The sequence below is a fragment of the Rothia sp. (in: high G+C Gram-positive bacteria) genome, from assembly GCF_015265375.1.
GTDB lineage: Bacteria > Actinomycetota > Actinomycetes > Actinomycetales > Micrococcaceae > Rothia.
Genome location: NZ_JABZXW010000006.1, coordinates 37448 through 59135, shown reverse-complemented (window position 1 = coordinate 59135; position 21688 = coordinate 37448). Strand labels below are relative to the sequence as shown.

Genomic DNA, 21688 nt, shown 5'->3' with positions numbered 1-21688 from the left:
ACAACCAGGCACGTGCACAAATGAAGGCTGAACGTAAAGCCGAACGCAAGGCTAAGCTTGAAGAATTCAAGGCGAATGTCAAAGCAAAGTTTGACAAATTGAAAGCGTAAGCACCCAAGCATCTCATAAAAAATAGGCTATCTACTTCTGGTAGATAGCCTATTTTTTTAAAAACTAGATTTTAGAAAGAGGAAGTGAGGATTTTGGCTCAAGATCTTGAACAAATCAAGGAAGACAATGGCAAAAATACCAAACTCAAGGTGGGGATTTTAGCCATCTCTCTTTCTCCAGGTGGATGTTGATGCCGGTGGTGCCGTTGGGGTTGCGCAGGGGAAGCTGGGCGAAAGATTCGGTGATACGGTCCAGCTCATCCTCGCTAGCGAGCAGGCCGGGCATGTAATCCATCTCCACGAAGATGTCCTTCTACAGCGGGTTATTGCGCTCTCACGAGGTTTCAACACCTCAGGGCAACAATAACCCGCTTCATCATACACAGAGTGCATATAGATTTTCTCCGGTATAGCACCATATCTCAGGTTATGCACCGCTTATGCCGTAAAAGCGCTCTGATAAGCCTTCTATTTAGTGTTTTCTGACTCAGGCTCTGCCTCAGCGTTCTGTGCGGCGGCTTTTGCCTCGGAGGTCTTCTTGGAGGCATAGAACAGGCACACGACCGCACCCACTGCCGCAGCAACCAGGGGAAGCATCATGGAATCAGCCATTGCCGCCGCGTAGGGTTCACGCAGAATCTGCGGAAGTACGCCGCCTCCAGCACCGCTGTGAGAGCTACCGCCCGCCGCAGCGGCAGGACCCAACGCGGACAGCTGCGAGGTAATTGCAGAAGCCATAATCGTGGTAATCGCAGCCGACCCGAGCACCGACGCCATCTGGCGGGTCTCGTTGTACACGCCCGAACCGGCACCGGCACGCTGCGGCGGCAGGTTGCGGGTCGCAGACACCGACAGCGGACCCCAAATGCAGGCGTTCGCCGCACCCAGGATAATCATCGGGCCAACCATCAGCCACAGGTTACCGTCAGCAACCATCGTCGGGCGCAGCAGAGCAAAACCAATCACCAGCAGAGTAAATCCAATCACCGCAATCCACTTGGGGTCATAGCGGTTCAGACGCGCACCCACCACCGGCGCCAACACACCCGAAGACAGAGCCAGCGGGGCAGTCATCAGCGCCGCCTCGGTCGGGTTCATGCCCTCCACCTGCTGCAGGTACAGGGTCAGCGGGAACGCCATGCTGATAGCGACCACACCCATCGCGGCGATAGCCACATTCGACACGGAGAAGTTACGGTCACTGAACAGGCTCAGCGGAACCAGCGGCTCGTGGCGGTTCACCGCCTGCCAACCGATAAACAGTGCCAGCACCATAATGCCGGCAATAATCAGACCCCACACGCTCACCGCAATACCGGTACCCATGAACGAGTCAGTGATGGTGCCCCAATCGTAGGTGGCGCCTTCCTGAATGCCGAAAACCAGCAGGAACAGGCCGACCGCCGAAAGCACCACGCCCAACCAGTCGAAGCTGTGCTTCTTCTCCTCAAACACCGGCACATTACGCCACGCCAGGAACAAACCAACCAGGCCAACAGGAATGTTGATGAAGAAGATCCAGCCCCAGCTGAGGGCATCCACCAGCACACCGCCCAGAATCGGGCCGACCAGCGCGGCAATACCCGCGGTCGCACCCCAAATGCTCATGGCGACACCGCGCGCATTCGGCGGGAACATCAGCGTAATCAGAGACATGGTCTGCGGGGTCATCAGCGACGCACCCAGGCCCTGCACCACGCGGGCAGTAATCAGCGACTCAACGTTCGGCGCCAGACCACACCACAGGGAAGCGGCAGTAAAAATAGCCATACCAATCATGTACAGGTTCTTCTGACCGAAGCGGTCACCCATACGGCCGGTAATGAGCAGCGGCACCGCATACGCCAGCAGGTAGGCGCTCGTTACCCACATGCCCGCCGACAGGGACGCATCCAAATCCTGCAGCATGTGCGGCAGAGCGATGGTGACAATATTGCCGTCCACCAGAATCATGAAGAAGCCAACAACCAGGGACCAGAGAGCAGGCCAGGGCTTGTAGGGTGCCTTCGCCGGGTTACCGACGAGAGGCGCTTTCTTGGGGTGTGAACTCAATGATCCTCCAGGGGATGAGCGTTGCGGGTACAGTCTGCGTGTTCAGCGTTGCCGCTGATAAATATCACCCCATCTTACTCCCCTTGTGGGCACGGCTCCGGTTGCTCTACCCTAATTCAGCTGTTCACGACGCGTGCGCGAGGCAACCGGGCAACAGGCACCCTGATGCCACCCCGAAGCACTCTGAACCCTCTAGACTGAAGCTATAGAAACTGACAGGGCGCCGCCAATGCTGGCGCGCCCCCATCAGACCACCCTCAATGAGACGACCCCGGGAGGACCCATGGGTTTCTTTGATTTCTTCACCAATCGCACCCCGGCAGAACCCGCCGAAATCCGCCTCGTCGCTTTCGTCAGCGGTAAAGTGCAGGGCGTGGGTTTCCGCTGGTGGTGCGCCGGAACCGCCAAGCCCATGGGCCTAACCGGCTACGCCGAGAACCTCGACGACGGACGCGTGAAGGTCGTTGCGGAGGGTACCGCTGCCTCCTGCGCTCGCCTGGTGGATGTGCTGCGCGGTGACGACACCGCCGGGCGCGTGGATGAGGTTCTCGTCGAGTGGGAGGAGCCGAACGGCTCGTTCCGCGGCTTCGGCATCAGGTAGCTAGATTGCGGGGCTTTCTCATGGGCTCCCGCTCAACCCCGTGCACGTTACGTCCAGAGCGCAGTTTAGTTAGCCCAGAGCGCCGCAAATTGCGCGCGGGTCATATCGGCGCGGCGCACCCGATGCTGCACCGGGTGACCGTTCTCATCGGGGCGACCGGAGTTCGGGTCAATATCGTCGTAGATGCCGGTGAAACCCGCTTTAACCGCCACACGTTCGGAGGCCTCGTTACCCGCCAGGGTGGTCCAGCGGACAGTCTCGAGACCCAGCCCGAGCGGGTCGAAAGCGTAGCCGAGGACGGCTCGCAGCGCCTCGGTCATATAGCCCTTGCCGCGCGCCTTCGGGGCGGTGTAATAGCCCAGTTCGGCGCGGGTTCCGGGGCTTTCGGGGGTGCCGTCAGGTAGGCGCAGCTCGATACTCCCCGCGAACACACCGGAGGCGTCAATCGCCCAGCGCTGGATTTGCCCGGCGGCAATTTGACGGGCGGTGGTGAGTAGGGAGTCCTCAGCGTCGGCGCGCGTGTAGTTTAGCGGTACGCGGGTGTAGCGAATCATTTGCGGGTCGCGGCAGGCTTCTACGATGTCGGGGATATCCGCCTCGCGCAGGTGGCGCAGGGTGAGGCGTTCGGTAATGAGTTCGGGCTGGCTGGGCTCTGCATGTTCGCTGTGTTCTGAGAAGTTACTGTGTTCGGGGGTCATGATTCGAGCTTAACCCCTGGGGTTTGTAGGTGGGATTTGCGCATGGATATTTGCACGTGGAGAAGCTTTTTGGACACCTCGGAATGTTCGGTGATGCAAATCATAGTTAAACACTTCTGTTTTAATGCGTCATTACTTGATTATTATGAATTATTCACAATAAAATAGTTATCGAGCCCGCCCAATGGGCACCACTTAGAACAAGCGCCGCGCAACGAATCCGCGCGGCACAAGCAGAAAGAAGAACACTATGGCAGTTCTGACCATCGGCGACCAGTTCCCCGCATACGAGCTCACCGGCGTTGTCCCCGGTAAGCTGGCTGACATCGAAGCAACCAAGCCCGAAGACTACTTCACCACCGTCTCCTCCGAGGGTCTGGACGAAGACACCTGGCGCGTCGTCTTCTTCTGGCCGAAGGACTTCACCTTCGTTTGCCCCACCGAGATCGCAGCATTCGGCAAGCTCGCTGACGAGTTCGAGGCACGCGACACCCAGGTGATCGGTGTTTCCGTTGACAACGAGTACACCCACTACGCATGGCGCCGCTCCCACGAAGAGCTCCTGGATCTGCCCATCGTCATGGCATCCGACCTCAAGCGCGAACTGACCGCAGCACTGGGCATCCTGAACAAGGACGGCGTTGCAGACCGCGCAACCTTCATCATCGACCCCCACAACACCATCCAGTCGGTCTCCATTACCGCTGACTCCGTCGGCCGTAACACCGACGAGGTGCTCCGCCAGCTGGACGCACTGCAGTCCGACGAGCTGTGCGCATGCAACTGGAAGAAGGGTGCAGCAACCATCGACGCATTCAAGGAGATGAAGTAATCCATGAGCATCGATAACCTGCGTTCGGCTCTGCCTTCCTACGCGAAGGACATGAGCCTCAACCTGTCCTCCCTGCCCCGCATCACCTCCCTGTCCGAGCAGCAGCTCTGGGGCGCAATCCTCGCAACCGCAGCAGCAACCAAGGTTGACTCTGTTGTTGTTGAGATTGCTGCAGAGGCTAAGGAGCACCTGAGCGACACCGCTTACGAGGCTGCTCTGGGTGCTGCAACCATCATGGGCATGAACAACATCTTCTACCGCACCCGTGGCTTCCTGAACGGTGCATACGATGACCAGCGCGCAAACCTGCGCATGCAGATCATCGGTAAGAACGGTGGCATTGAGAAGCTGGACTTCGAAATGTTCGCACTGGCAGTGTCCGCAGTCAACGGCTGCTCCCACTGCGTTGAGGCTCACGAGCACACCCTGCGTGAAGAGGGCGCAACCAAGGAGCAGGTCAACGACCTGATCCGTATTGCTGCAACCCTCGGTGGCGTGGCACAGGGCATTCAGCTGGCTGAGGCACTGGGCTAAACCCACTAAGCGTTAGAGCTTACACAGAAGCGGCGCATCCACCCATCACGGGTCGGATGCGCCGCTTTTATGCGCACATCAAGCCCTGCAACGTATTGGGCGGCAGCTTCCTAACTCCCCCGATATGGCGCTATACAATGCCTGTATGCGGTACTGTATTTTGGCCTCCACCAGCCTTCCCAACGTGGAAGAACTCACTGAGCTTTACGATTCTGTCGGCTGGAGCGCCTATACCAGAACACCCGAACGCCTCATCCCGATGTTGGAAGGGTCGCGGTATCTCTACACCGCACGAGAGGCAACGCCTGAAGGAACGGGACGGCTCATCGGGCTAGTACGCGCCATCGGAGACGGTCAATCTATCGCTTACATTCAGGACCTTCTGGTACATCCGCACGCTCAGCGTCAAGGCGTTGGTTCTGCGCTTCTAAAGCGTGTCATTGGTGACTTTGACCGAGAAGACATTCGACAGCGACTCATTACTACCGACGTTGCCAGTGAACACGTCGTTGCGCTCTACAAACGCTACGGTTACGCCCCCGTAGAGGCGGCAGGATGCATCACCCTTGCATGCTATCGATAAGGCAATATCGCATGCGGCTCAACTCATTCAAGCTGGCTGAACCACTGGGCTAAACCCACTAAGCGTCAGAGCTTACACAGAAGCGGCGCATCCTTCCCTTTTCGGGTCGGATGCGCCGCTTCGTTTTAACTACTTTTGGCTGTCCGCAGCGCCAGTGCGCAGGGCGGCATCCCAGCTACTCGCCAGGCGCGTCGCCGCGGCAACCAGAGCCGCCAAGTCTTCGGCGTACACCGGGGTCGAGCGCACGCCTGCGCACCAATCAATCGTGCCCAACCCCAGCCAGGGCTTACTCGGAAAGAGCTCTCGACGCAGCGCCACGCGGCGCTTACCCAGGGCGCGACGGCCCGGAACGTACCCGCCGCGGCTGATGAACAGCGCCTCGCGGCCCTCGGATTCCACCAGCACCTCCAGGGCCCTCAACGCGGGAACCCAGCTCGGCTCCCCCACGCTCGCCAGGTCGGCCGGCTCGGGGTACTCGCTCTCGTGCTCCGCCACGCTCACGCCCAGGATGTACTGGTAACGCACCTGGGTCAGCTCCTGCGGCAGGCCGCGGTCGGCGGTCTGAATCGTGCCGCACAGGTGTCGGGCGACCGGCTCACCCTCGGCGTTCACGCCGGCCAGGGGCTCGCCGTCCCGGTAGATTGCGGGGCCGTCCAGGTAGAGCCCCACCGCGCCGGTACCCGTGATGTTGGGGCGCACCGACCAGCCGGGAAGCGCCTCCTCCAGGCGGGGCACCACGCCCCGCAGGATTTCGAAAACTTCGTCACGCGATACCGTCACGGCGGCTCCTTTCACCTTACGCAGATAACGATTTGCGATGTGGCCCGGTCTATCAAACGAGCGGGCCACATGCCTCTAGTATTCGTCTAGCTCCAGCTTAGCGAGCGTTCCGCCTGCGCGAAGGCAACCACACCATGAGCGCCGACAGCGCCGCGCCGGCAAACATCATGACCGCCATGGACTCCACCGCATTCAACGGGCTCAACGCCAACAGTAGCGAAGAAATGATGCCGCTACCGTACTGGAAGGACCCAGCGCAAAAACAATCATGACAGAGCATTGGGGGTGGAGATTCACTCATTCTACGCCCATCTTTTAGCGCGCCCACAAGCTTCTCCGTTACGTCTCAGAGCTCGTCATGAGCACCTTTTAACTAGGAGCAGAGGCGGCGGCGGGTCTACAATAAATCGGTGCCAATTCAGGTACGCGCACAGGCAGACAGCGCCGGATGCGGTGATAACGTCGTCACCCGACCCCCGTTGCGCGCACTTCCCCTACCGGCACACGCATCACGTACGCAGGAGAACGCCCATGCACGAGCTCTTTGACCCAGATCAGGTATTCCGCATCGTCGACATTGCCGCCGTTGTCGCTAACGGCCTGCTCGGCGGTGCTGTAGCGCGCGCCTTCCGATTCGACATTGTGGGCTTCCTGCTGCTCGCGGTCGCCTGCGGCATGGGCGGCGGTATGATTCGTGACATCCTACTGAACTCCGGACTGCCCGTGGCACTCACTGACGGCGGCTACTGGGTGGGTGCTATCGTTTCTTCCATCCTTGCGTACAGCATCGATTTGAGTGCCCGCTGGGCGACCCGAACCATGCTCGTTGTCGACTTCGTGGGCATGGGATGCTGGGCTGCAACCGGCACCATTAAGTCCCTAAATTTGGGCCTGCACTGGCTGCCCGCCATCGCCCTGGGCATCACCACCGCGGTTGGTGGCGGCGTTATCCGTGACATTATGGTCAACCGCATTCCGGCGATCTTTGGCGGTAACTCCCTGTACGCGACAGTCGCGTTTATGGGTGCTTCTGAAACCGCTCTGGTAACCGGCTTGTTCCACCGCCCTAACCTGGCGATGGCACTGTCTATTCTCTTGTGTCTGGTGTTTGGTGTGCTCTCCCATATGAAGAATTGGCAGCTGCCGACCACCCCGGGCGGCATTCAGGTGCACCGCCCCCGCCTGCTCACCTTCTTCAACCGTGAAGAGAACTCGGTTCAGGATGAGGGCTGGTCACCAGGTGACCCGCTCACCGACCAGCTACAGGTGGTCAGTCCTGAGCAGCTGGAGGAGTACCGCCGCTTGAAGAGGCCTTCAGAGTAGAACGAATATATGCTGAATATAGAATATGGGCTGGTTTTCGCACGTCAGATGATTATCTGACCGGCAGAAACCAGCCCATATTTACTATATGCAGTACGACTAAATCGTGTACTCGGTGCTGTCGTACACGGTCAGGAACTTGCGGATACGCTCATCATCCGAGGCGAAGAAACCGGTCGGCTCGCCGTTATAGCGCAGGGTACCGTTCTCCAGGAACACGATACGGTCCGCAACCTTCTTCGCAAACGCCATATTGTGCGTCACGATGACCAGGGAGCGGCCCTCCTTCGCCAGCTGCATGAGCACGCGAATAACCTCCGCCTCCAGCTCAGGATCCAGAGCGCTCGTCGGCTCGTCAAAGAGCAGGTAGGAGGGTTCCAACGCCAGCGCGCGGGCAATCGCCACACGCTGCTGCTGACCACCCGAGAGAGCGTCCGGGTAGGAATCCACCTTATCGGCAAGACCCACCTTCGCCAGTAGCTTGCGGGCACGCTCCTGCGCCTCCCGAGCGTTCAGGGTGCCGTTGAGGGTCGGGGCGAGCGCCACGTTCTTCAGCGCCGTGTAGTTCGGGAACAGGTTGAACTGTTGGAACACCATCGCCGAACGGGAACGAATATCACGCACCTGCGCGTCGGTGAGCTTCTGGCTGTAGTCCACCTGCGCGTCGTCAATGGTGAGCGTGCCGGACTGCGGGGTTTCCAGCAGGTTCAGGCAGCGTAGCAGAGTGGACTTGCCGCTACCGGAGGGGCCCAGAATCACCGTGGTCTCACCGTCGGGGATGTCCAGGCTGATGTTCTTGAGCACCTGCGTATCGCCGAAGCTCTTCGACAGGGAATCAACGCTAAGCATTGTTGCTCCTCACGTAACGGTTGCTGTACTTCTCCAGCGCCGACTGTGCGGCGGTCAGCAGAGTGAAAATCACCAGATAAATGATGGCGACCTCGGAGTACATTGCCAGCGGCTCGAAAGTACGCGACGCGATCTGCTTACCGGTCTGGAACAAGTCAACCATCGAAATGACCGACACCAGCGAAGTGCCCTTAATCAGGTCGATGAAGTTGTTGCCCAGGTTCGGCAACGCAATACGCACCGCCTGCGGAATCACGACGTGGCGCAGGGTCTGCATGCGGGTGAAGTTCAGGGTTGCCGCCGCCTCAAACTGGCCGCGCGGAATAGCCGCCACCGCGGAACGGAAGGTCTCAGCCACGTACGCGCCGGTGTGCAGGCTCATCGTGATGATTGCGGCGCTCCACACGTCCAGGGCGATACCGACCTTCGGCAGGCCGTAGAAGACGATGAACAGCTGAACCAGTAGCGGGGTGCCACGGAAAACCCAAATGTACACCCACGCCAGCCAGTTCACCGGTGCAAAGCGGCTCGTACGCGCGCCAGCAGACACAATGCCCACCAGCAGCGCCACCGCGAAGGAGATGAGCGATAGCGGGATGGTCACTGCCACCGTTGAGGCTAGCAGCTGCGGCAGTGATTCTGCCCAGAGGTTGAGGTAGCGTTCCATGCGCGGAACTCAGCTCCTTATAAGAGTGTTAGTTCTTCGGGGAGAGGTCTTCGCCCACGTACTTCTCGTAAATCGCCTTGATGTCACCGTTCTCCAGGTGCTTCTTCAGCGACTCGTCGATAGCGTTACGCAGGGCGTCCTGGCCCTTAGGCAGCAGGATGGAGGAGTTGCTGCCGGTGCCCAGGTCACCGGCGAGCAGGCGCAGGTTAGCGTCCGGGTGCTCCTTGAAGTACTCGGCGAAGGACACGGAGTCGTTCGCGGTCATCTCTGCACGGCCCGAGAGGACCTGCTCGATAGCCTCATCGAAACCGGATACGACCACGATCGAGGCACCCTTCGCCTCCACCATCTTGCGGAAGTTCGAGGTCTCAGACTGCGCCGAGGAGTGACCAGAAATCTCGCTCACGTTCTGCAGGGAGGAGTCCTTCTTCACGGCGACCTTCGGCTCGGAGTACAGGTAGGGTACGGAGAAGTCGTACTTCTGCTTACGCTCGTCGGTTGCAGAGACGTTGTTGATGACGATGTCGTAGCGGTCAGCGTCCACGCCGGCGATCAGCGAATCCCAGGGGGTCTCGATGAACTCGGCGGTCACGCCCAGGTCCTTAGCGATCAGGTCGGCGATTTCCTTCTCGAAGCCGACCAGAGTGCCGTTCGAGTCGTGGAAGGAGAAGGGGCGGTAGGTGCCCTCCAGGCCCACACGAATCTTGCCGGCAGACTTGATGGCCTCCAGCTTGTTGGTGCTGGATGCGGAAGTGCTGCTGCTGGACGAGCCGCACGCTGCGAGCAGTGCAGCCAGGCCGGTGAAAGCGGAGCCTGCGAGGACGGTGCGGCGGTTAATCATTGCGGACATGGTTCTTCCTTTGCGTCGTAGTTGATGCTCTTGTAGTTGCGGGTTGTCACCCTGAGGTAACCCGGGGCATCATGCGGTGTGCCCCTCTCTGCGGGTGCAACGCTGGCTATCCTACAGCTATTCCCAACCCGAGAGAATTCAACGTAACATTCCGTCATATTCTCTCATCAATGCGGAAAAAACTGCTGAGACATCAACCACGACGCGGTGTCAGAAGTCCTGGCGGGTGAGCCCTTTCCGGGCCCCTTCCGAGCCTTTCACGAAAGCTTAGGAGGCGGGGCTCAAGTCCTCGCTCACATGCTTCTCGAAAATTGCTTTGAAGTCGCCGTTGCCCAGGTGCTTCTTGATGGAGGCGTCAATCGCATCCTTCAGCGCGGTCTGGTTCTTGGGCAGCAGAACGGCGACGTTGGTGCCGGGGCCGACCTCCCCCTCCAGCAGGCGCAGGTTGGCGTCCGGGTGCTCCTTGAAGTACTCGGCGAAGGACACAGAGTCGTTGGCGGTCAGCTCGGCACGGCCGGTGAGCACCTGCTCGATGGCCTCATCGAAGCCTGTGACCTCGATAATGGTGGCACCGCGTTCCTCTACGAGCTTGCGATAATTGCTGGTCGCGCTCTGGGCGGCGGTGTGGCCGGAGATTTCGGAGGCGTTCTTCAGGCTCGAGTCCTTCTTCACGCCCACGCGGGCACGGGAGTGCGCGTAGGGCACGGAGAAATCGTACTTCTTCTTACGCTCCTCGGTGGGTGCCACGTTGTTGAGCACGATGTCGTAGCGGCCCGCGTCCACGCCGGCGATAAGCGAGTCCCAGGGAGTTTCGATGTACTCGGCGGTCACGCCCAGGTCCTTGGCGAGGGTCTCGGCGATGTCGTACTCGAAGCCGGCGAGCTTACCGGAGGCGTCGTGGTAGGTGTAGGGGCGATAGGTGCCCTCCACGCCGATGCGGATCTTGCCCGCGGATTTGATGGACTCCAGCAGGTTGGAGGCGCTCTGCGAGCTGCCTGCGCTAGAGCTGTTACCGCCGGAGCAGGCGGCGAGCAGGCCGGTGGTTCCGGCAAGGGCAGCGCCCAGCAGCAGGGAGCGTCGGTTCAGCACGGTGGAGGTGTTGAGAACGGTCATTCTTGGTTCCTTAATCTACGTTGATGTGTGGTGTGAAAGTTGAAATCTGCGGTACGGACCGGCGGCGTTCACCGGAGGTACAGGCCTAGTCGGCGGTACGAACTTAGCCGGCGAAGGCGGCCTTCAGGCCAATCTCCAGTGCCGCGATGAGGTCCTGAACATCCTCGATGCCGATCGCCAGGCGCACGAGGCGGTCGTCCACGCCGAACTCGTCGCGGTGCTCCTGGGCGTAGGCGCCGTGCGTGGTGTGCGCGGGCAGGCTCACGAGCGATTCGATGCCGCCCAGGCTCACGGCGTTCACGAAGATGGGCAGGGCGCGGGCGAAGGCCTGCGCGTCGCCGCCGTCCTTGAGCAGCAGTGAGAAGACGGAGCCGATGCCGCTTGCCTGGCGGGACTGCACCTCCGCCTGTTCCTCGGAGGAGCTACCGGCGTAGAAAATCTTCTCAACCTCGGGACGTTCGGAGAGGAACTCGATAATCTTGCGGGTGTTCTGCTGCTGACGATCCAGGCGCAGGGCCAGGGTCTTCACGTCCTGCAGCAGGCGGTAGGAGTCAATCGGGGGCAGCAGCGCACCGCTAACGAGCTGACCGCGGTGCAGCAGAACCGCCAGGTCGGGGTCGTTCGTCGCCGCAACGCCGGCAAGCAGGTCTGCGTGACCGGCCAGGAACTTGGTGGCGGACTGCACGGTGATGTCCGCGCCGAGCTCCAGGGGACGCTGCAGGTAGGGGGTCATGAAGGTGTTGTCTACGATCAGCAGGGCGCCGTGGCGGTGCGCCAGCTCCGCAACCGCGGCAATGTCAGTGACCTGCAGGGTCGGGTTCGTGGGGGTCTCAAGGAAGACGACCTTCACGTCCGGGGTAAAGTCCTCATCGCTCAGAGTCGTGAAGTCACTGATGAAGCGGGTCTTCACGGCGCGCTTAGTCAGCTCGGTGGTCGCAAAGCGGTAGGTGCCGCCGTAGGTCGGCATGCCCAGCAGCAGGGTGTCGCCCGCCTCCAGAACACCAAGAGCCGCCGCGGTTGCCGCCATGCCGGAGGGGTACGCATAAGCGTGCTCGGCCCCCTCGAGGGCGGCGAGGGTCGCCTGCAGGTTATCGCGGGTGGGGTTCGCGCCGCGCTGATACATGTAGGTGGTGTCCTCACCTGCGGTACCGAAAGTGCTCGCCAGGTAGACCGGTGGTACGGACGCATCGTAGCGGGTATCGTGCACGGCATGGATAGTGCGGGTCGTGAAGCCGGTCGGTTCGAGCTGATTCTGCTGGCTCATGGTGGTTCTCTTTCGTCCGGGCTACCCCAAACGCGGGTGTAGCTGCTGGGTGTCGTCGTGTATCTGAGATTTACCCTACCCGCATTTTTTATGCCGTTCTAGATAAACTTCACGGGGGTTAATATGTTCACGCAACGTCATATAAAAATGCGGTGAGGGCACACAAAATACCCGCATTAAAAACATTCTTTTACATTGAAAGAAATACATTAATCCGGTATTTTGAGCGCTATATACGACATATATTCAAAGCACCTAGAATCGCGCCATACGGGCGCGCGGTATCTGATGCTCGGGGACTACGCCTGATGAGCCAGGGCTGCGGTCAGGCCGCGCTCCAGGTCCTCGATGATGTCCTCAATCTCCTCAATACCGATCGCCAGGCGGATGAGGTTGTCGCTCACGCCGTACTCGTCGCGGTGCGCCTGCGTGTAGGCAGCCTGCACCATGAGCGCGGGGCGAACCACCAGCGACTCGATACCGCCCAGGCTCACCGCGTGGGTGAAAATCTTCAGGGCTTCAAGGAAGGCGGGCAGGTCGGCGCCGTCCACCAGTTCCATGGAGATGAGCGCGCCCAGGCCGTTCGCCTGGCGGGCGTGCACCTGCGCCTCATACTCGCTGTGCGAACCTGCGTAGAGCACGCGCTTCACGGCGGGGTGCGCCTCCAGATAGTTGATGACCTCGATGGTGTTCTTCTGCTGCTGAGTCAGGCGCAGCTTGAGGGTCTTGACTTCCTGCAGCAGGCGGTAGGAGTCGGTGGGCGAAAGCATTGCGCCGGTAATCATCTGCAGGTGCCAGAGGCGCTCGGCGAGCGCGTCATCGTTGGTTGCGGCGACGCCTCCGAGCAGGTCGGCGTGGCCACCCAGGTACTTGGTGGCGGACTGCACGCTGATGTCCGCGCCCAGGTCGAGAGGCTTCTGCAGCAGCGGGGTCATGAAGGTGTTATCGACGACCACGATTGCACCGTTGCGGTGGGCGATTTCTGCGATGGCGGCGATGTCACTCACGCGAAGCAGCGGGTTGGAGGGGCTCTCCAGGAACACCATGGTCACGTTGTCGGCGAAGTCCTCGTCGGTGAGGGCCGTGAAGTCGCCGATGAAGCGGGTCTTGACGCCGCGGGCGGGCAGTTCGATGGTTGCGAAGCGGTAGGTGCCGCCGTAGGAGGGCATGCCCAGCAGCAGGGTTTCGCCTTCCTTGAGGATGCCGAGGGCGGCAGCGGTGGCGCCCATTCCGGAGGGGTAGGCGAAGGCGTGCTTGGCGCCTTCGAGGGTTGCGAGCGTGGTTTCGAGGGCTCCGCGGGTGGGGTTGCCGCCGCGCTGGTAGTCGTAGGGGCCTTCGGTGCCGTCACAGGGCTGGGCGTAGGTGGTGGTCGTGTAGATCGGAGGCAGGATGGAGCCGTACGGGTTGTCGCGGTCCGTGGTGTGAATTGCCTTCGTGGTGAATCCGGTCATGCTGTCCTCGGCTAAGGTTGGGCATAAAATGCGGGGGATAAATATATTGCTAGCTTATGGCTCTTTTTAGTGGCTGACTAGTTTTTTCTTTTCTGTGACCGAGTGACTTTTTATGACCGAAAAATAGCGTTATATTTCGACATTTTAGACATATATTTCGTCATATTTCGCGCGGGAAAAGACCCGGCGGGCGGTACGCGTGTGTGCTGAGTACCGGCCGCCGGGCTCCACACTAGGATACCGGCTCAGCACCCCAGAACATAAGGGTAGGTTTACCTTAAAGCTGAACTTCCCTCCACTAGGGGCGATGCTGCGCTCTCAATCTCGCCCAAACACGCCGGAATTTTGGGCTTTGCAGAGGTATCAGTCGTCGGCATCATCCAGAGACGAGAACCATGAGCTACACGGTTTCTCAGAGTAGTCAGAGACCTAAGACGACCCTCAAAGTGCTTATGGTTTACTCCCATGTACTCTGCCGTACTTCGGTTCGCCGTAGAACCGAACATAAAAAGGACCCCCTCGAGATGCGCTTGAATCAGAGGCGGAGGGGGGACTGTTACTAGCAGAGTAACACCGGCGAGACACGACCTCAAGGGAAATCAGAGACACCGGCAGAAATACGGGAGGGGCGCACCCGGGAATCACCCCGGGTACGCCCCCTTCCGCTCAAACGCTTACAAGCGCCTAATTTTTGTAATTACAAGCCATAGCCGCGGCTTATACAGCACAGGCTACTTCGACAGCACCTGACGCTTCGAAGAAATCACGCCCGTATTGAAACCAGCCAAGTGCAGACCACCGTGGAAACGCGCATGCTCAATCTTCACGCACTTATCCATCACCACATTCAGGCCGGCAGCCTCACCAATCGCGGCAGCCTCCTCGCTCCAGGAGCCCAGCTGCATCCAGACGGTCTTAGCGCCCAGATCAACAGCCTCCTGAACCACGCCCGGCAGGTCCTCGTTACGGCGGAAAATCTCCACCAGATCCGGAACCTCCGGCAGGTCCTGCAGCGACGGGTACACCGGCTGACCCAGCACAAGCTTGCCCTTCGCCGCCAGAATCGGGTTCACAAAATACAGCTTGTACGGCGAAGCCGACTGCAGGTACGTTGCCACAAAGTACGAGGCACGCGAAATCTTATCGCTCATACCCACAATCGCGATCGTGCGGGTATTACGCAGAATGTTCAGACGCTCAGGGGCGGAAGGACCCACCCAGGTACGCTTCTCGGTCATTACTTTTCCTCCTGAGCGGTAGCGGCGGGCAGGGAGCAGGACGCGCCAGCAACAGCTTCAGCGGCGGCAGCGTCCTCGGCGGCCTTGGCGGCGGCAACGGCCTCCTCGGCCTCCACAATCTTGTCTGCGCTGGACTCGCCCACACGCTCACCGGCGTGGTTCAGGCCGGTCGCGTAGGTCAGTGCCTGGTCCAGGTCCCAGATAATGTCTTCCACATCTTCCAGACCCACGGAGATGCGGATCAGGTCCTCGCCCACGCCGGCAGCCTCAAGCTGCTCGCTGGAGAGCTGCTGGTGCGTGGTCGAACCCGGGTGCAGAACCAGGGTGCGGGAGTCACCGATGTTCGCCAGGTGGCTTGCCAGCTGCAGCGCACCAATGAACTCGCCACCGACCAGGCGGCCCGAAGCCTTCTCAGTGCCCTTCACACCGAAGGAGAACACGGAACCAACACCCAGCGGCAGCAGCTTCTTCGCACGCTCGTGGTGCGGGTGGTCGGGCAGGCCGGCGTAGTTCACGTAGGCGATGCGGGCGTCCTCAACCAGCCAGTTGACGACCTGCTTAGCGTTGGCGAGGTGCGCGTCCATGCGCTGCGGCAGGGTCTCAACACCCTGCAGCAGGTTGAACGCGGCCTGCGGGCTCAGCGACGGGCCGAAGTCACGCAGCTGCTCGGAACGCAGCTTGGTGAGGAAGCCGTACTCGCCGAAGTTACCCCACCAGGACACGCCGTTGTAGGAGGGCACGGGCTCGGTCATGGACGGGAAGTTGCCGTTACCCCAGTTGAAGCGGCCGGACTCGACCACAATGCCGCCGAGGGTGGTGCCGTGACCGCCCAGGAACTTGGTGACCGAGTGAATGACGATGTCGGCGCCGTGTTCGAGGGGACGAATCAGGTACGGGGTGGACAGGGTTGCGTCCACGACCAGGGGGATGCCCGCCTCGTGTGCGACCTCTGCGAGGCCTTCCAGGTCGGCAACCTCACCGGAGGGGTTCGCCACGATCTCGGTGTAGATTGCCTTGGTGTTCTCGGTCAGTGCCGCCTTGTAGTCGGCGGGGTCGGTACCAGGCACGAAAGTGGTCTCAATGCCGAAGCGGCGCAGGGACACGTCCAGCTGGGTGACGGTGCCGCCGTACAGCTGCGAAGAAGCCACAATGTGGTCGCCCTGCTGGCAGAGCGCCGCGAAAGTGATGAACTCGGCAGCCATGCCGGAGGCGGTCGCTACCGCACCGATACCGCCTTCGAGGGAGGCGATGCGCTCCTCCAGCGCGGCGACGGTGGGGTTGGACAGGCGCGAGTAGATGTTGCCGTACTTCTGCAGGGAGAAGAGGTTCGCCGCGTCGTCAGCGTCTTTGAAGACGAAGGAGGAAGTCTGGTAGATGGGGACCGCGCGGGCACCGTGTTCAGCGTCGGGGGTGCCGCCCGCGTGCAGTGCGCGGGTGCGGAAGCCGAAAGTGTGTTCAGCCATTGGTTTGCTCCTGGTGTATCTGCCCGCCTGTGTGCGGGGAGTCGATAGTGGCTCGACTTTATACTGTGCCACCGGCGGCGGGGTCCACCAAGTGCGGGTACCTATATGTCGTTTATTGCGGATTATGACGGGCTATTTTTCGGTGAGCAGGGACTGCCGTACGGTCTTAGCGAGGCGTCATATCAGCCGTCATAACAGAATTTGTTATGACGGTTGTTATGATGCGTGGTCAATGTGACTGACAGGAATTCCCGGTTTTAGCCTGCAATTCCGGGGTTTTCAAGATTCTAGGTGCAAGGAAAACAGCGAATCATATCAACATCATCGCAGGATCATAACAATATCATCGCAGAAATTGTTATGATGCTGTTATGACGTTGCTATGACGTTCACCAAGAAGTAGCCACCGGGAGCATACATGGAAACAAACACCGCCGAACTCATCGAATACCTACGCCGTAGCCAGGCTGAAAACGGGCGAGTAGAAGTCAAAGCTGCCGCTGGCGGGTTCCCCAAGTCCGTTCTTGAAACCGTTAGCGCCTTCGCTAACGGCGACGGTGGCACCATTCTTCTTGGCCTGACCGACCCGGCAGAAGGTCTGCAACCGGTTGAAGGTTTCAACGCACAGGCAGTCCACGACGCATCCGTTGAGGCAATCCGTTCCAAGATCACGCCTCGACCCCCGGTAGATATTCAAATTGAGGCGGCAGATGAGCAGCACCGTATCGTGCGCATCGATGTACTCCCCGGCGACCCGACACAGAAGCCCTACTACATCGAAGCACACGGCATGTATAACGGCTCCTATCAGCGTGTTGGTGAGGCCGATATTCGCCTCACCAAATACGAGATTGACCGCCTCCTAGAGAACCGCAGTCAGCCCCGCTACGACGAAGAACTTGTCAGCGAGGCAAGCTTCAAGGACCTCTCCCCCACCCTCGTCAGCGCCTACGTTGCGCGCCTCCGCGAGGAACAGCCTCGTGTTTTTGCGGCGCTTTCTGACCGTGAGGTTCTTCTGCAGGCGCGCATTCTCCGCATCGATTCTGAGGGTCGAGAAGTGCCCACTCTTGGGGCGCTTCTCGCCATGGGCTCATACCCGCAGGCGTTCTTCCCGCAGCTGATGATGAGCGTCGTTGTTCTTCCCGGTGAAGAACTCGGCGAGGTCACCGAGGACGGTCGACGTTTCCTAGACAATCACAGCTGTACCGGGCCTATCCCCTCCATGCTGGATGAAGCGATGGGCGTTTTGGTTCGCAATATGCGCAAAACGTCCACGATGGAGGGTCTCAACAGTAGCGGTATCGGGCGGGTTGAGCGCTACGAGTATCCGCTGGAGGCTATCCGTGAGCTCCTGGTTAACGCCCTCATGCACCGCGACTACTCGCCGGGTGCGCGCGGCTCGCAGGTGCAGGTTGAGCTCTACACCAACCGCCTAGTGGTGCGTAGCCCGGGCGGTATTTACGGTGCCGTGACTATCCGAGATTTTGGTCAGCCCGGTGTTTCTTCAACCCGCAATAGCTACTTGGCGAGCATTCTGACTGACCTGCCCGACCCGGCGACGGGGCGTTTGATTGCAGAGAACAGGGCTTCGGGTATTCCCACGGTTCTGCGCGCGCTGAAGGAGGCGGGTCTGCCCGCTCCCCAGTTTGCTGACCGTTTGCTTTACGTGCAGGTCACTCTGATGCAGCCTCCGCAGGGTATGTCTTTCGGGGCGCAGAAACCCGCTCTTGAAGACAGAACTCAGCAAGCAACCCATCCCGAGAGCAAACATTCAGCGGACACCGTCGAGGCGTCGGGAGCTGATTCAACGCTTGACGGCCTCAGTGAGCGCCAGGCCGGTATTGTACGCGGCCTGCGTGCACAGGGCGAGGCGGTCTCCACGGCGTATATCCAGGAGCATTGGGGTCGGGGTGCTTCACGTACGTCCATTACGAATGACCTGCGCCGTCTTGTGGAGGCGAAGCTGATTGTCGCTACAGCTCCGCCGCGTAGCAAGAACCGTAAGTATCGCGCTGCTTAGAAGCGCCCAATAAAGGTACGTAAAAGGGGAGGGAAATAGAGCGGTTATTCTCTATTTCCCTCCCCTACGGCTATTCAGCCAAGACCTTCTTAGCCGCAAGCCCACTCAAAGACGACCTGCGAGAAATCGCGGGCGGCAAGCGCCTCCGGGGTAATCAGCCAGTTTCCAGAACCGGCGTCACCCCACATAATCTCAATCTCCTCATCTTCGTTCTCCTCATTCTCCGACTCAGAGACGATAGTCAGCAGGTTCACCGTGTGGCCGCGCAGCTCCTTGAACTCGTCGCGCGGGTCATTCTGCACGAAGTACGGGTATCCGCCCATGTGGGAGTACTCTTCATCCGATTCGAAAGGCTCCGTCAGCTCGTAGATAGCCTCGCGGCGCGGCTGGTTCTTGTACGGGTTCTCGTGCGCTTCGGGCAGCTTCTCATCCGGGTAGGTTTCATCCCACTTCGCACCGAAAACGTCGTAGTAGTCGTAGCCGGAGGCGGTCACGCCCTGCTCACGCACCTCAAAAGTCACGCCGTACTCAATCTCAAGCGGGCCGCTCTCACAGTCGAAACCGCCGATAGGCCAGCCGCCTTCATCCCAGTCCACGTTCGGGAAGGGCGCATCCGGGTTCGGCTCGCCCAGCGTCTCGTAGTAGATAACGCGATGGTTCTTCTGCGACAGCGGGTTCTCGTAGTCGTAACCCCACATGCATTCGTCATCGTTCGGGTTAATCCAGAACTGCAGCATGCCAGTGGTCGGGAAAAGGTCGTTCTCGGGCAGGTCAGCGCAGTTAATCTGCGCAATCATACCCAGCGGCTCACCCTTCTCATTGGTCGGTGCAGACTCGCCGGCGGGCAGGTAGGGGCGGCCACCAAACTTGGAGGCGGTCTGCGGCAGCGGCGCATCGGGCACGAAAGGCTTCATGGCGATAGCCTTCTTGCGAGCGCCTTCCTGATTGAGCAGGTTGATAACGTGCTTCACCTGCTTTTCGATGTCCTTGAACGGTTTGTTGTCGAGCATCTTAGAATCTCCTCATTGATGATGTGAAAGTAGCGCAGTGTCTAGCCGCAAGCCCACTCAAAGACGACCTGCGAGAAGTCGCGGGCGGCAAGCGCCTCCGGAGTAATCAGCCAGTTCGCTGCACCGGCATCACCCCACATCACGTACACGCCCTCATCGGCGTCCTCGCCCCACTCCGATTCGATGGTCAGAAGGTTCACCGTGTGGCCACGCAGCTCCTCAAACTCGTCACGCGGGTCATTCTGCACGAACGAGGGGTAGCCGCCAATGTGCGAGTAATCCCTCTCCTCCGATTCGAAAGGCTCCAGCAGGTTGTAGGAGGCGTCATCGCGTGCGTTCGGCTCCTCGGGCAGCTTCTGGTCTGGGTACATTTCATCCCAGGCGTCAGCAAACTGGTCGTAGATTTCATAGCCGCCATCCAGGAAGCCCTGCTCCCAGGTCTCGAAGGCGAGCGCGTACTCGACAACCTCCTCAGCGGTACCCTTGCCGTCACGTCCGAAGGGCCAGCCGTAGTCGTCCCAGTTCACGGTTGGGTACGGTGCCTCCGGGTTCGGCTCACCCAGCGTCTCGTAGTAGACGACGCGGTGGTTCTTCTGCGAGAGCGGCTTTTCGTAGTCGTAGCCCCACATGCACTCTTCGTCGTTCGGGTCGATCCAGAACTGCAGCATGCCGGTCGCGGGGTAAATATCGTTTTCGGGCAGGTCGGCACAGTTAATCTGCGCAATCATGCCCAGCGGCTCACCCTTCTCATTGGTCGGTGCAGACTCGCCCGCGGGCAGGTACGGGCGGCCACCAAACTTAGAGGCGGTCTGCGGTAGCGGCGCGTCGGGGCTGCTTACCTTCAGGCGAATCGCCTGCTTGCGAGCGCCACGCTCGTTGAGCGCGTCGATAACGCGGCGTACCTGCGCCAGGGTCTCTTCGGAGGGGTTATTCATCGGCATGATGTGCTCGTTTCGTCGGTGAATTAATCGGTGTGAAAGGTTCGGTATGGAAGGCGCGAGGCAACGGTACCGCGGCGCCTTCTACCCCCATTAGACCCTATTTCGGGCGGGCGCGCACCGGTTTCAGTCACCCGTGCAGGCCACCCATGCATCCGGCGGCGGTAATCAGGTGCAAAAGCAGGTGCCGAGCGTGCAGAAAGCCCCGCCTCCTCACCCTCACGCGCGGGACGTGAAAGATCAGATGCGGGGCTTCCCGGTGAATCTCTACGAGAGGCTAGAACCTTTAGAGCGCCTTTTCAATGGTTTCCAGAACGCCGAGCGCGGCAGCCGGGCCAGCGTTCAGGAAGAACATATCGGCATCCACGCTGTGCGCGTGCTTCTCGGTGACAGCCTTGAGGGTGCTCCACAGCGCCTCACCGGTCAGCTTGGACTCGTCGCCGCCCTGCACACCGTAGAACAGGTAGTCGGCATCAGCCTGGTCAAGCTGCTCAGCACTCAGGTCCACGGAAGTCTTCTCAACCTGCGCAGCCGCGGGGCGTGCCAGGGATGCATCCACGCAGATGGAGCCCACGAACGAGGACTTCGCGAAGATTCGGGTGCGGTCAGCGGAAGCGTACAGGAAGGAGAAGGTCTTCTCGGTGCCGGCCTTCTGACCGACCGACTTCGCCTTGGTGTTGTACTCCTCCATGAGCTTCTCAGCCTTCTCGGTGGTACCCAGCGCGGCGGCAATCAGCAGGAAGTCCTGCTTCCAGTTGATGCCGGTGCCCTCGGTGACCACGGTCGGCGAGATCTTGGCGAGGGACTCGTACACCTCATCCTTCTTGTTGGTGTTGTTGATGAGGATCAGGTCGGGCTTGAGGTTCGCGATGGCTTCCAGGTCGGGGTCGGTGCGCTTGCCGACCTTGGCGATCTTGTCGAGTTCCGCGGACTTATCGGAGAACTTGGTCTTCAGGTATGCGGGGACCAGGTCGGCGTCACCTGCGGTTGCTGCGCCGACGGGCACGATGCCCAGGGAGAGCACGCCGTCGAGCTGACCGGTGGAGAGAATCACGACCTTGGAGGGTGCGGATTTGATGGTGGTTTCACCGCGGAAGTGCTTGACGGTGCGGGGGAACTCACCGTCAACGGTGGTGGTGCCCATGCCGGAGGGCAGTGCGGAGGGTGCCACCTTCTTACCGGTCGCAGAAGCAGACGCGGAGGAGGAAGAGCCGGAAGTGTTGGAGGAGCCGCAAGCCGCCAGGGCGAGGGCACCGAAGGAACCGAGTGCGAGTGCGCCGAAGGAGCGGCGGGTGATCTTGTTCGTCATATT

At 60.2% G+C, this 21688-nt stretch carries 21 protein-coding genes and 2 pseudogenes; 7 read left to right on the top strand and 16 right to left on the bottom strand.

Annotated elements, in window-relative coordinates:
- Positions 1 to 110 (top strand): annotated as a pseudogene (locus HXO69_RS01935) (DUF1269 domain-containing protein); the annotation flags it as partial.
- Between the two features lie 175 nt (positions 111 to 285).
- Here HXO69_RS01935 and HXO69_RS01930 read toward each other — a convergent pair.
- Both HXO69_RS01930 and HXO69_RS01925 read right to left on the bottom strand, forming a co-directional pair.
- A pseudogene (locus tag HXO69_RS01930) lies at positions 286 to 423 on the bottom strand (C4-dicarboxylate ABC transporter substrate-binding protein); the annotation flags it as partial.
- Between the two features lie 155 nt (positions 424 to 578).
- Complete coding sequence (locus tag HXO69_RS01925; RefSeq protein ID WP_296544981.1) at positions 579 to 2162, bottom strand: DHA2 family efflux MFS transporter permease subunit; 1584 nt, start codon at positions 2160 to 2162, stop codon at positions 579 to 581.
- Between the two features lie 283 nt (positions 2163 to 2445).
- Here HXO69_RS01925 and HXO69_RS01920 point away from each other — a divergent pair, with 283 nt between their 5' ends.
- The gene (locus tag HXO69_RS01920) at positions 2446 to 2763 is read left to right on the top strand and encodes an acylphosphatase (RefSeq protein ID WP_070615466.1); all 318 of its coding nucleotides are present in this window, start codon (positions 2446 to 2448) and stop codon (positions 2761 to 2763) included.
- A gap of 65 nt (positions 2764 to 2828) precedes the next feature.
- On the opposite strand, the gene HXO69_RS01915 is transcribed toward HXO69_RS01920, so the two are convergent.
- A complete protein-coding gene (locus HXO69_RS01915; RefSeq protein WP_070818984.1) occupies positions 2829 to 3461 on the bottom strand; it encodes a GNAT family N-acetyltransferase in 633 nt (210 codons plus the stop codon).
- A 250-nt stretch (positions 3462 to 3711) separates the two neighbouring features.
- Between HXO69_RS01915 and HXO69_RS01910 the strand changes: the two genes are divergently transcribed.
- From HXO69_RS01910 to HXO69_RS01900, 3 genes are all read left to right on the top strand, one after another.
- A complete protein-coding gene (locus HXO69_RS01910; protein ID WP_049346562.1) occupies positions 3712 to 4293 on the top strand; it encodes a peroxiredoxin in 582 nt (193 codons plus the stop codon).
- A gap of 3 nt (positions 4294 to 4296) precedes the next feature.
- A complete protein-coding gene (locus HXO69_RS01905) occupies positions 4297 to 4827 on the top strand; it encodes a carboxymuconolactone decarboxylase family protein (RefSeq protein ID WP_296544978.1) in 531 nt (176 codons plus the stop codon).
- Between the two features lie 124 nt (positions 4828 to 4951).
- Positions 4952 to 5410: a GNAT family N-acetyltransferase gene (locus HXO69_RS01900; RefSeq protein WP_365668067.1), complete on the top strand. Its 459-nt coding sequence runs from the start codon at positions 4952 to 4954 to the stop codon at positions 5408 to 5410.
- Between the two features lie 129 nt (positions 5411 to 5539).
- Here the strand turns inward: HXO69_RS01900 and HXO69_RS01895 are convergent, their stop codons facing one another.
- Positions 5540 to 6190: an L-alanine-DL-glutamate epimerase gene (locus tag HXO69_RS01895; protein WP_296544975.1), complete on the bottom strand. Its 651-nt coding sequence runs from the start codon at positions 6188 to 6190 to the stop codon at positions 5540 to 5542.
- Between the two features lie 97 nt (positions 6191 to 6287).
- On the bottom strand, positions 6288 to 6491 hold the full coding sequence (locus HXO69_RS01890) for a hypothetical protein (RefSeq protein ID WP_296544974.1): 204 nt from the start codon (positions 6489 to 6491) through the stop codon (positions 6288 to 6290).
- Positions 6492 to 6721: 230 nt separating this feature from the next.
- Here HXO69_RS01890 and HXO69_RS01885 point away from each other — a divergent pair, with 230 nt between their 5' ends.
- A complete protein-coding gene (locus tag HXO69_RS01885; protein WP_296544972.1) occupies positions 6722 to 7513 on the top strand; it encodes a trimeric intracellular cation channel family protein in 792 nt (263 codons plus the stop codon).
- Between the two features lie 99 nt (positions 7514 to 7612).
- Here the strand turns inward: HXO69_RS01885 and HXO69_RS01880 are convergent, their stop codons facing one another.
- The 8 genes from HXO69_RS01880 to HXO69_RS01845 form a co-directional block, all read right to left on the bottom strand.
- The gene (locus HXO69_RS01880; RefSeq protein ID WP_296544971.1) at positions 7613 to 8362 is read right to left on the bottom strand and encodes an amino acid ABC transporter ATP-binding protein; all 750 of its coding nucleotides are present in this window, start codon (positions 8360 to 8362) and stop codon (positions 7613 to 7615) included.
- The gene (locus tag HXO69_RS01875) at positions 8355 to 9029 is read right to left on the bottom strand and encodes an amino acid ABC transporter permease (RefSeq protein ID WP_049340190.1); all 675 of its coding nucleotides are present in this window, start codon (positions 9027 to 9029) and stop codon (positions 8355 to 8357) included. The genes HXO69_RS01880 and HXO69_RS01875 overlap by 8 nt, the downstream gene beginning before the upstream one ends.
- A gap of 28 nt (positions 9030 to 9057) precedes the next feature.
- A complete protein-coding gene (locus tag HXO69_RS01870; RefSeq protein ID WP_296544969.1) occupies positions 9058 to 9879 on the bottom strand; it encodes a transporter substrate-binding domain-containing protein in 822 nt (273 codons plus the stop codon).
- A gap of 267 nt (positions 9880 to 10146) precedes the next feature.
- A complete protein-coding gene (locus tag HXO69_RS01865; RefSeq protein WP_296544967.1) occupies positions 10147 to 10992 on the bottom strand; it encodes a transporter substrate-binding domain-containing protein in 846 nt (281 codons plus the stop codon).
- A gap of 103 nt (positions 10993 to 11095) precedes the next feature.
- Positions 11096 to 12256, bottom strand: a complete 1161-nt coding sequence (locus HXO69_RS01860) for a PLP-dependent aspartate aminotransferase family protein (RefSeq protein WP_070833433.1) — start codon at positions 12254 to 12256, stop codon at positions 11096 to 11098.
- 299 nt (positions 12257 to 12555) lie between these two features.
- On the bottom strand, positions 12556 to 13707 hold the full coding sequence (locus HXO69_RS01855; RefSeq protein WP_012904272.1) for a PLP-dependent aspartate aminotransferase family protein: 1152 nt from the start codon (positions 13705 to 13707) through the stop codon (positions 12556 to 12558).
- Positions 13708 to 14438: 731 nt separating this feature from the next.
- Complete coding sequence (locus tag HXO69_RS01850; RefSeq protein ID WP_005509183.1) at positions 14439 to 14945, bottom strand: CoA-binding protein; 507 nt, start codon at positions 14943 to 14945, stop codon at positions 14439 to 14441.
- A complete protein-coding gene (locus HXO69_RS01845) occupies positions 14945 to 16408 on the bottom strand; it encodes an O-acetylhomoserine aminocarboxypropyltransferase/cysteine synthase family protein (RefSeq protein ID WP_296544962.1) in 1464 nt (487 codons plus the stop codon). Before HXO69_RS01845 ends, HXO69_RS01850 begins: the two co-directional genes overlap by 1 nt.
- A 418-nt stretch (positions 16409 to 16826) precedes the next feature.
- On the opposite strand from HXO69_RS01845, the gene HXO69_RS01840 reads away from it, so the two are divergent.
- Positions 16827 to 18428, top strand: a complete 1602-nt coding sequence (locus HXO69_RS01840; protein WP_296544961.1) for an ATP-binding protein — start codon at positions 16827 to 16829, stop codon at positions 18426 to 18428.
- An 89-nt stretch (positions 18429 to 18517) separates the two neighbouring features.
- On the opposite strand, the gene HXO69_RS01835 is transcribed toward HXO69_RS01840, so the two are convergent.
- The 3 genes from HXO69_RS01835 to HXO69_RS01825 form a co-directional block, all read right to left on the bottom strand.
- Positions 18518 to 19438, bottom strand: coding sequence for a YwqG family protein (locus HXO69_RS01835; protein ID WP_296544959.1), 921 nt, complete (start codon positions 19436 to 19438; stop codon positions 18518 to 18520).
- A gap of 41 nt (positions 19439 to 19479) precedes the next feature.
- Positions 19480 to 20379, bottom strand: a complete 900-nt coding sequence (locus HXO69_RS01830) for a YwqG family protein (protein ID WP_296544958.1) — start codon at positions 20377 to 20379, stop codon at positions 19480 to 19482.
- Between the two features lie 283 nt (positions 20380 to 20662).
- On the bottom strand, positions 20663 to 21685 hold the full coding sequence (locus HXO69_RS01825; RefSeq protein WP_296544956.1) for an iron-siderophore ABC transporter substrate-binding protein: 1023 nt from the start codon (positions 21683 to 21685) through the stop codon (positions 20663 to 20665).
- Positions 21686 to 21688: the final 3 nt, after the last annotated feature.

What these genes read in the sequence shown, in the direction of transcription:
- HXO69_RS01875 (WP_049340190.1), bottom strand. Translation starts at nt 9,029, where the DNA reads ATGGAACGCTACCTCAACCTCTGGGCAGAATCACTGCCGCAGCTGCTA.
- HXO69_RS01855 (WP_012904272.1), bottom strand. Translation starts at nt 13,707, where the DNA reads ATGACCGGATTCACCACGAAGGCAATTCACACCACGGACCGCGACAAC.
- HXO69_RS01920 (WP_070615466.1), top strand. Translation starts at nt 2,446, where the DNA reads ATGGGTTTCTTTGATTTCTTCACCAATCGCACCCCGGCAGAACCCGCC.
- HXO69_RS01900 (WP_365668067.1), top strand. Translation starts at nt 4,952, where the DNA reads ATGGCGCTATACAATGCCTGTATGCGGTACTGTATTTTGGCCTCCACC.
- HXO69_RS01885 (WP_296544972.1), top strand. Translation starts at nt 6,722, where the DNA reads ATGCACGAGCTCTTTGACCCAGATCAGGTATTCCGCATCGTCGACATT.
- HXO69_RS01850 (WP_005509183.1), bottom strand. Translation starts at nt 14,945, where the DNA reads ATGACCGAGAAGCGTACCTGGGTGGGTCCTTCCGCCCCTGAGCGTCTG.
- HXO69_RS01840 (WP_296544961.1), top strand. Translation starts at nt 16,827, where the DNA reads ATGGAAACAAACACCGCCGAACTCATCGAATACCTACGCCGTAGCCAG.
- HXO69_RS01905 (WP_296544978.1), top strand. Translation starts at nt 4,297, where the DNA reads ATGAGCATCGATAACCTGCGTTCGGCTCTGCCTTCCTACGCGAAGGAC.
- HXO69_RS01870 (WP_296544969.1), bottom strand. Translation starts at nt 9,879, where the DNA reads ATGTCCGCAATGATTAACCGCCGCACCGTCCTCGCAGGCTCCGCTTTC.
- HXO69_RS01830 (WP_296544958.1), bottom strand. Translation starts at nt 20,379, where the DNA reads ATGCCGATGAATAACCCCTCCGAAGAGACCCTGGCGCAGGTACGCCGC.
- HXO69_RS01860 (WP_070833433.1), bottom strand. Translation starts at nt 12,256, where the DNA reads ATGAGCCAGCAGAATCAGCTCGAACCGACCGGCTTCACGACCCGCACT.
- HXO69_RS01890 (WP_296544974.1), bottom strand. Translation starts at nt 6,491, where the DNA reads ATGAGTGAATCTCCACCCCCAATGCTCTGTCATGATTGTTTTTGCGCT.
- HXO69_RS01825 (WP_296544956.1), bottom strand. Translation starts at nt 21,685, where the DNA reads ATGACGAACAAGATCACCCGCCGCTCCTTCGGCGCACTCGCACTCGGT.
- HXO69_RS01915 (WP_070818984.1), bottom strand. Translation starts at nt 3,461, where the DNA reads ATGACCCCCGAACACAGTAACTTCTCAGAACACAGCGAACATGCAGAG.
- HXO69_RS01835 (WP_296544959.1), bottom strand. Translation starts at nt 19,438, where the DNA reads ATGCTCGACAACAAACCGTTCAAGGACATCGAAAAGCAGGTGAAGCAC.
- HXO69_RS01845 (WP_296544962.1), bottom strand. Translation starts at nt 16,408, where the DNA reads ATGGCTGAACACACTTTCGGCTTCCGCACCCGCGCACTGCACGCGGGC.
- HXO69_RS01865 (WP_296544967.1), bottom strand. Translation starts at nt 10,992, where the DNA reads ATGACCGTTCTCAACACCTCCACCGTGCTGAACCGACGCTCCCTGCTG.
- HXO69_RS01880 (WP_296544971.1), bottom strand. Translation starts at nt 8,362, where the DNA reads ATGCTTAGCGTTGATTCCCTGTCGAAGAGCTTCGGCGATACGCAGGTG.
- HXO69_RS01910 (WP_049346562.1), top strand. Translation starts at nt 3,712, where the DNA reads ATGGCAGTTCTGACCATCGGCGACCAGTTCCCCGCATACGAGCTCACC.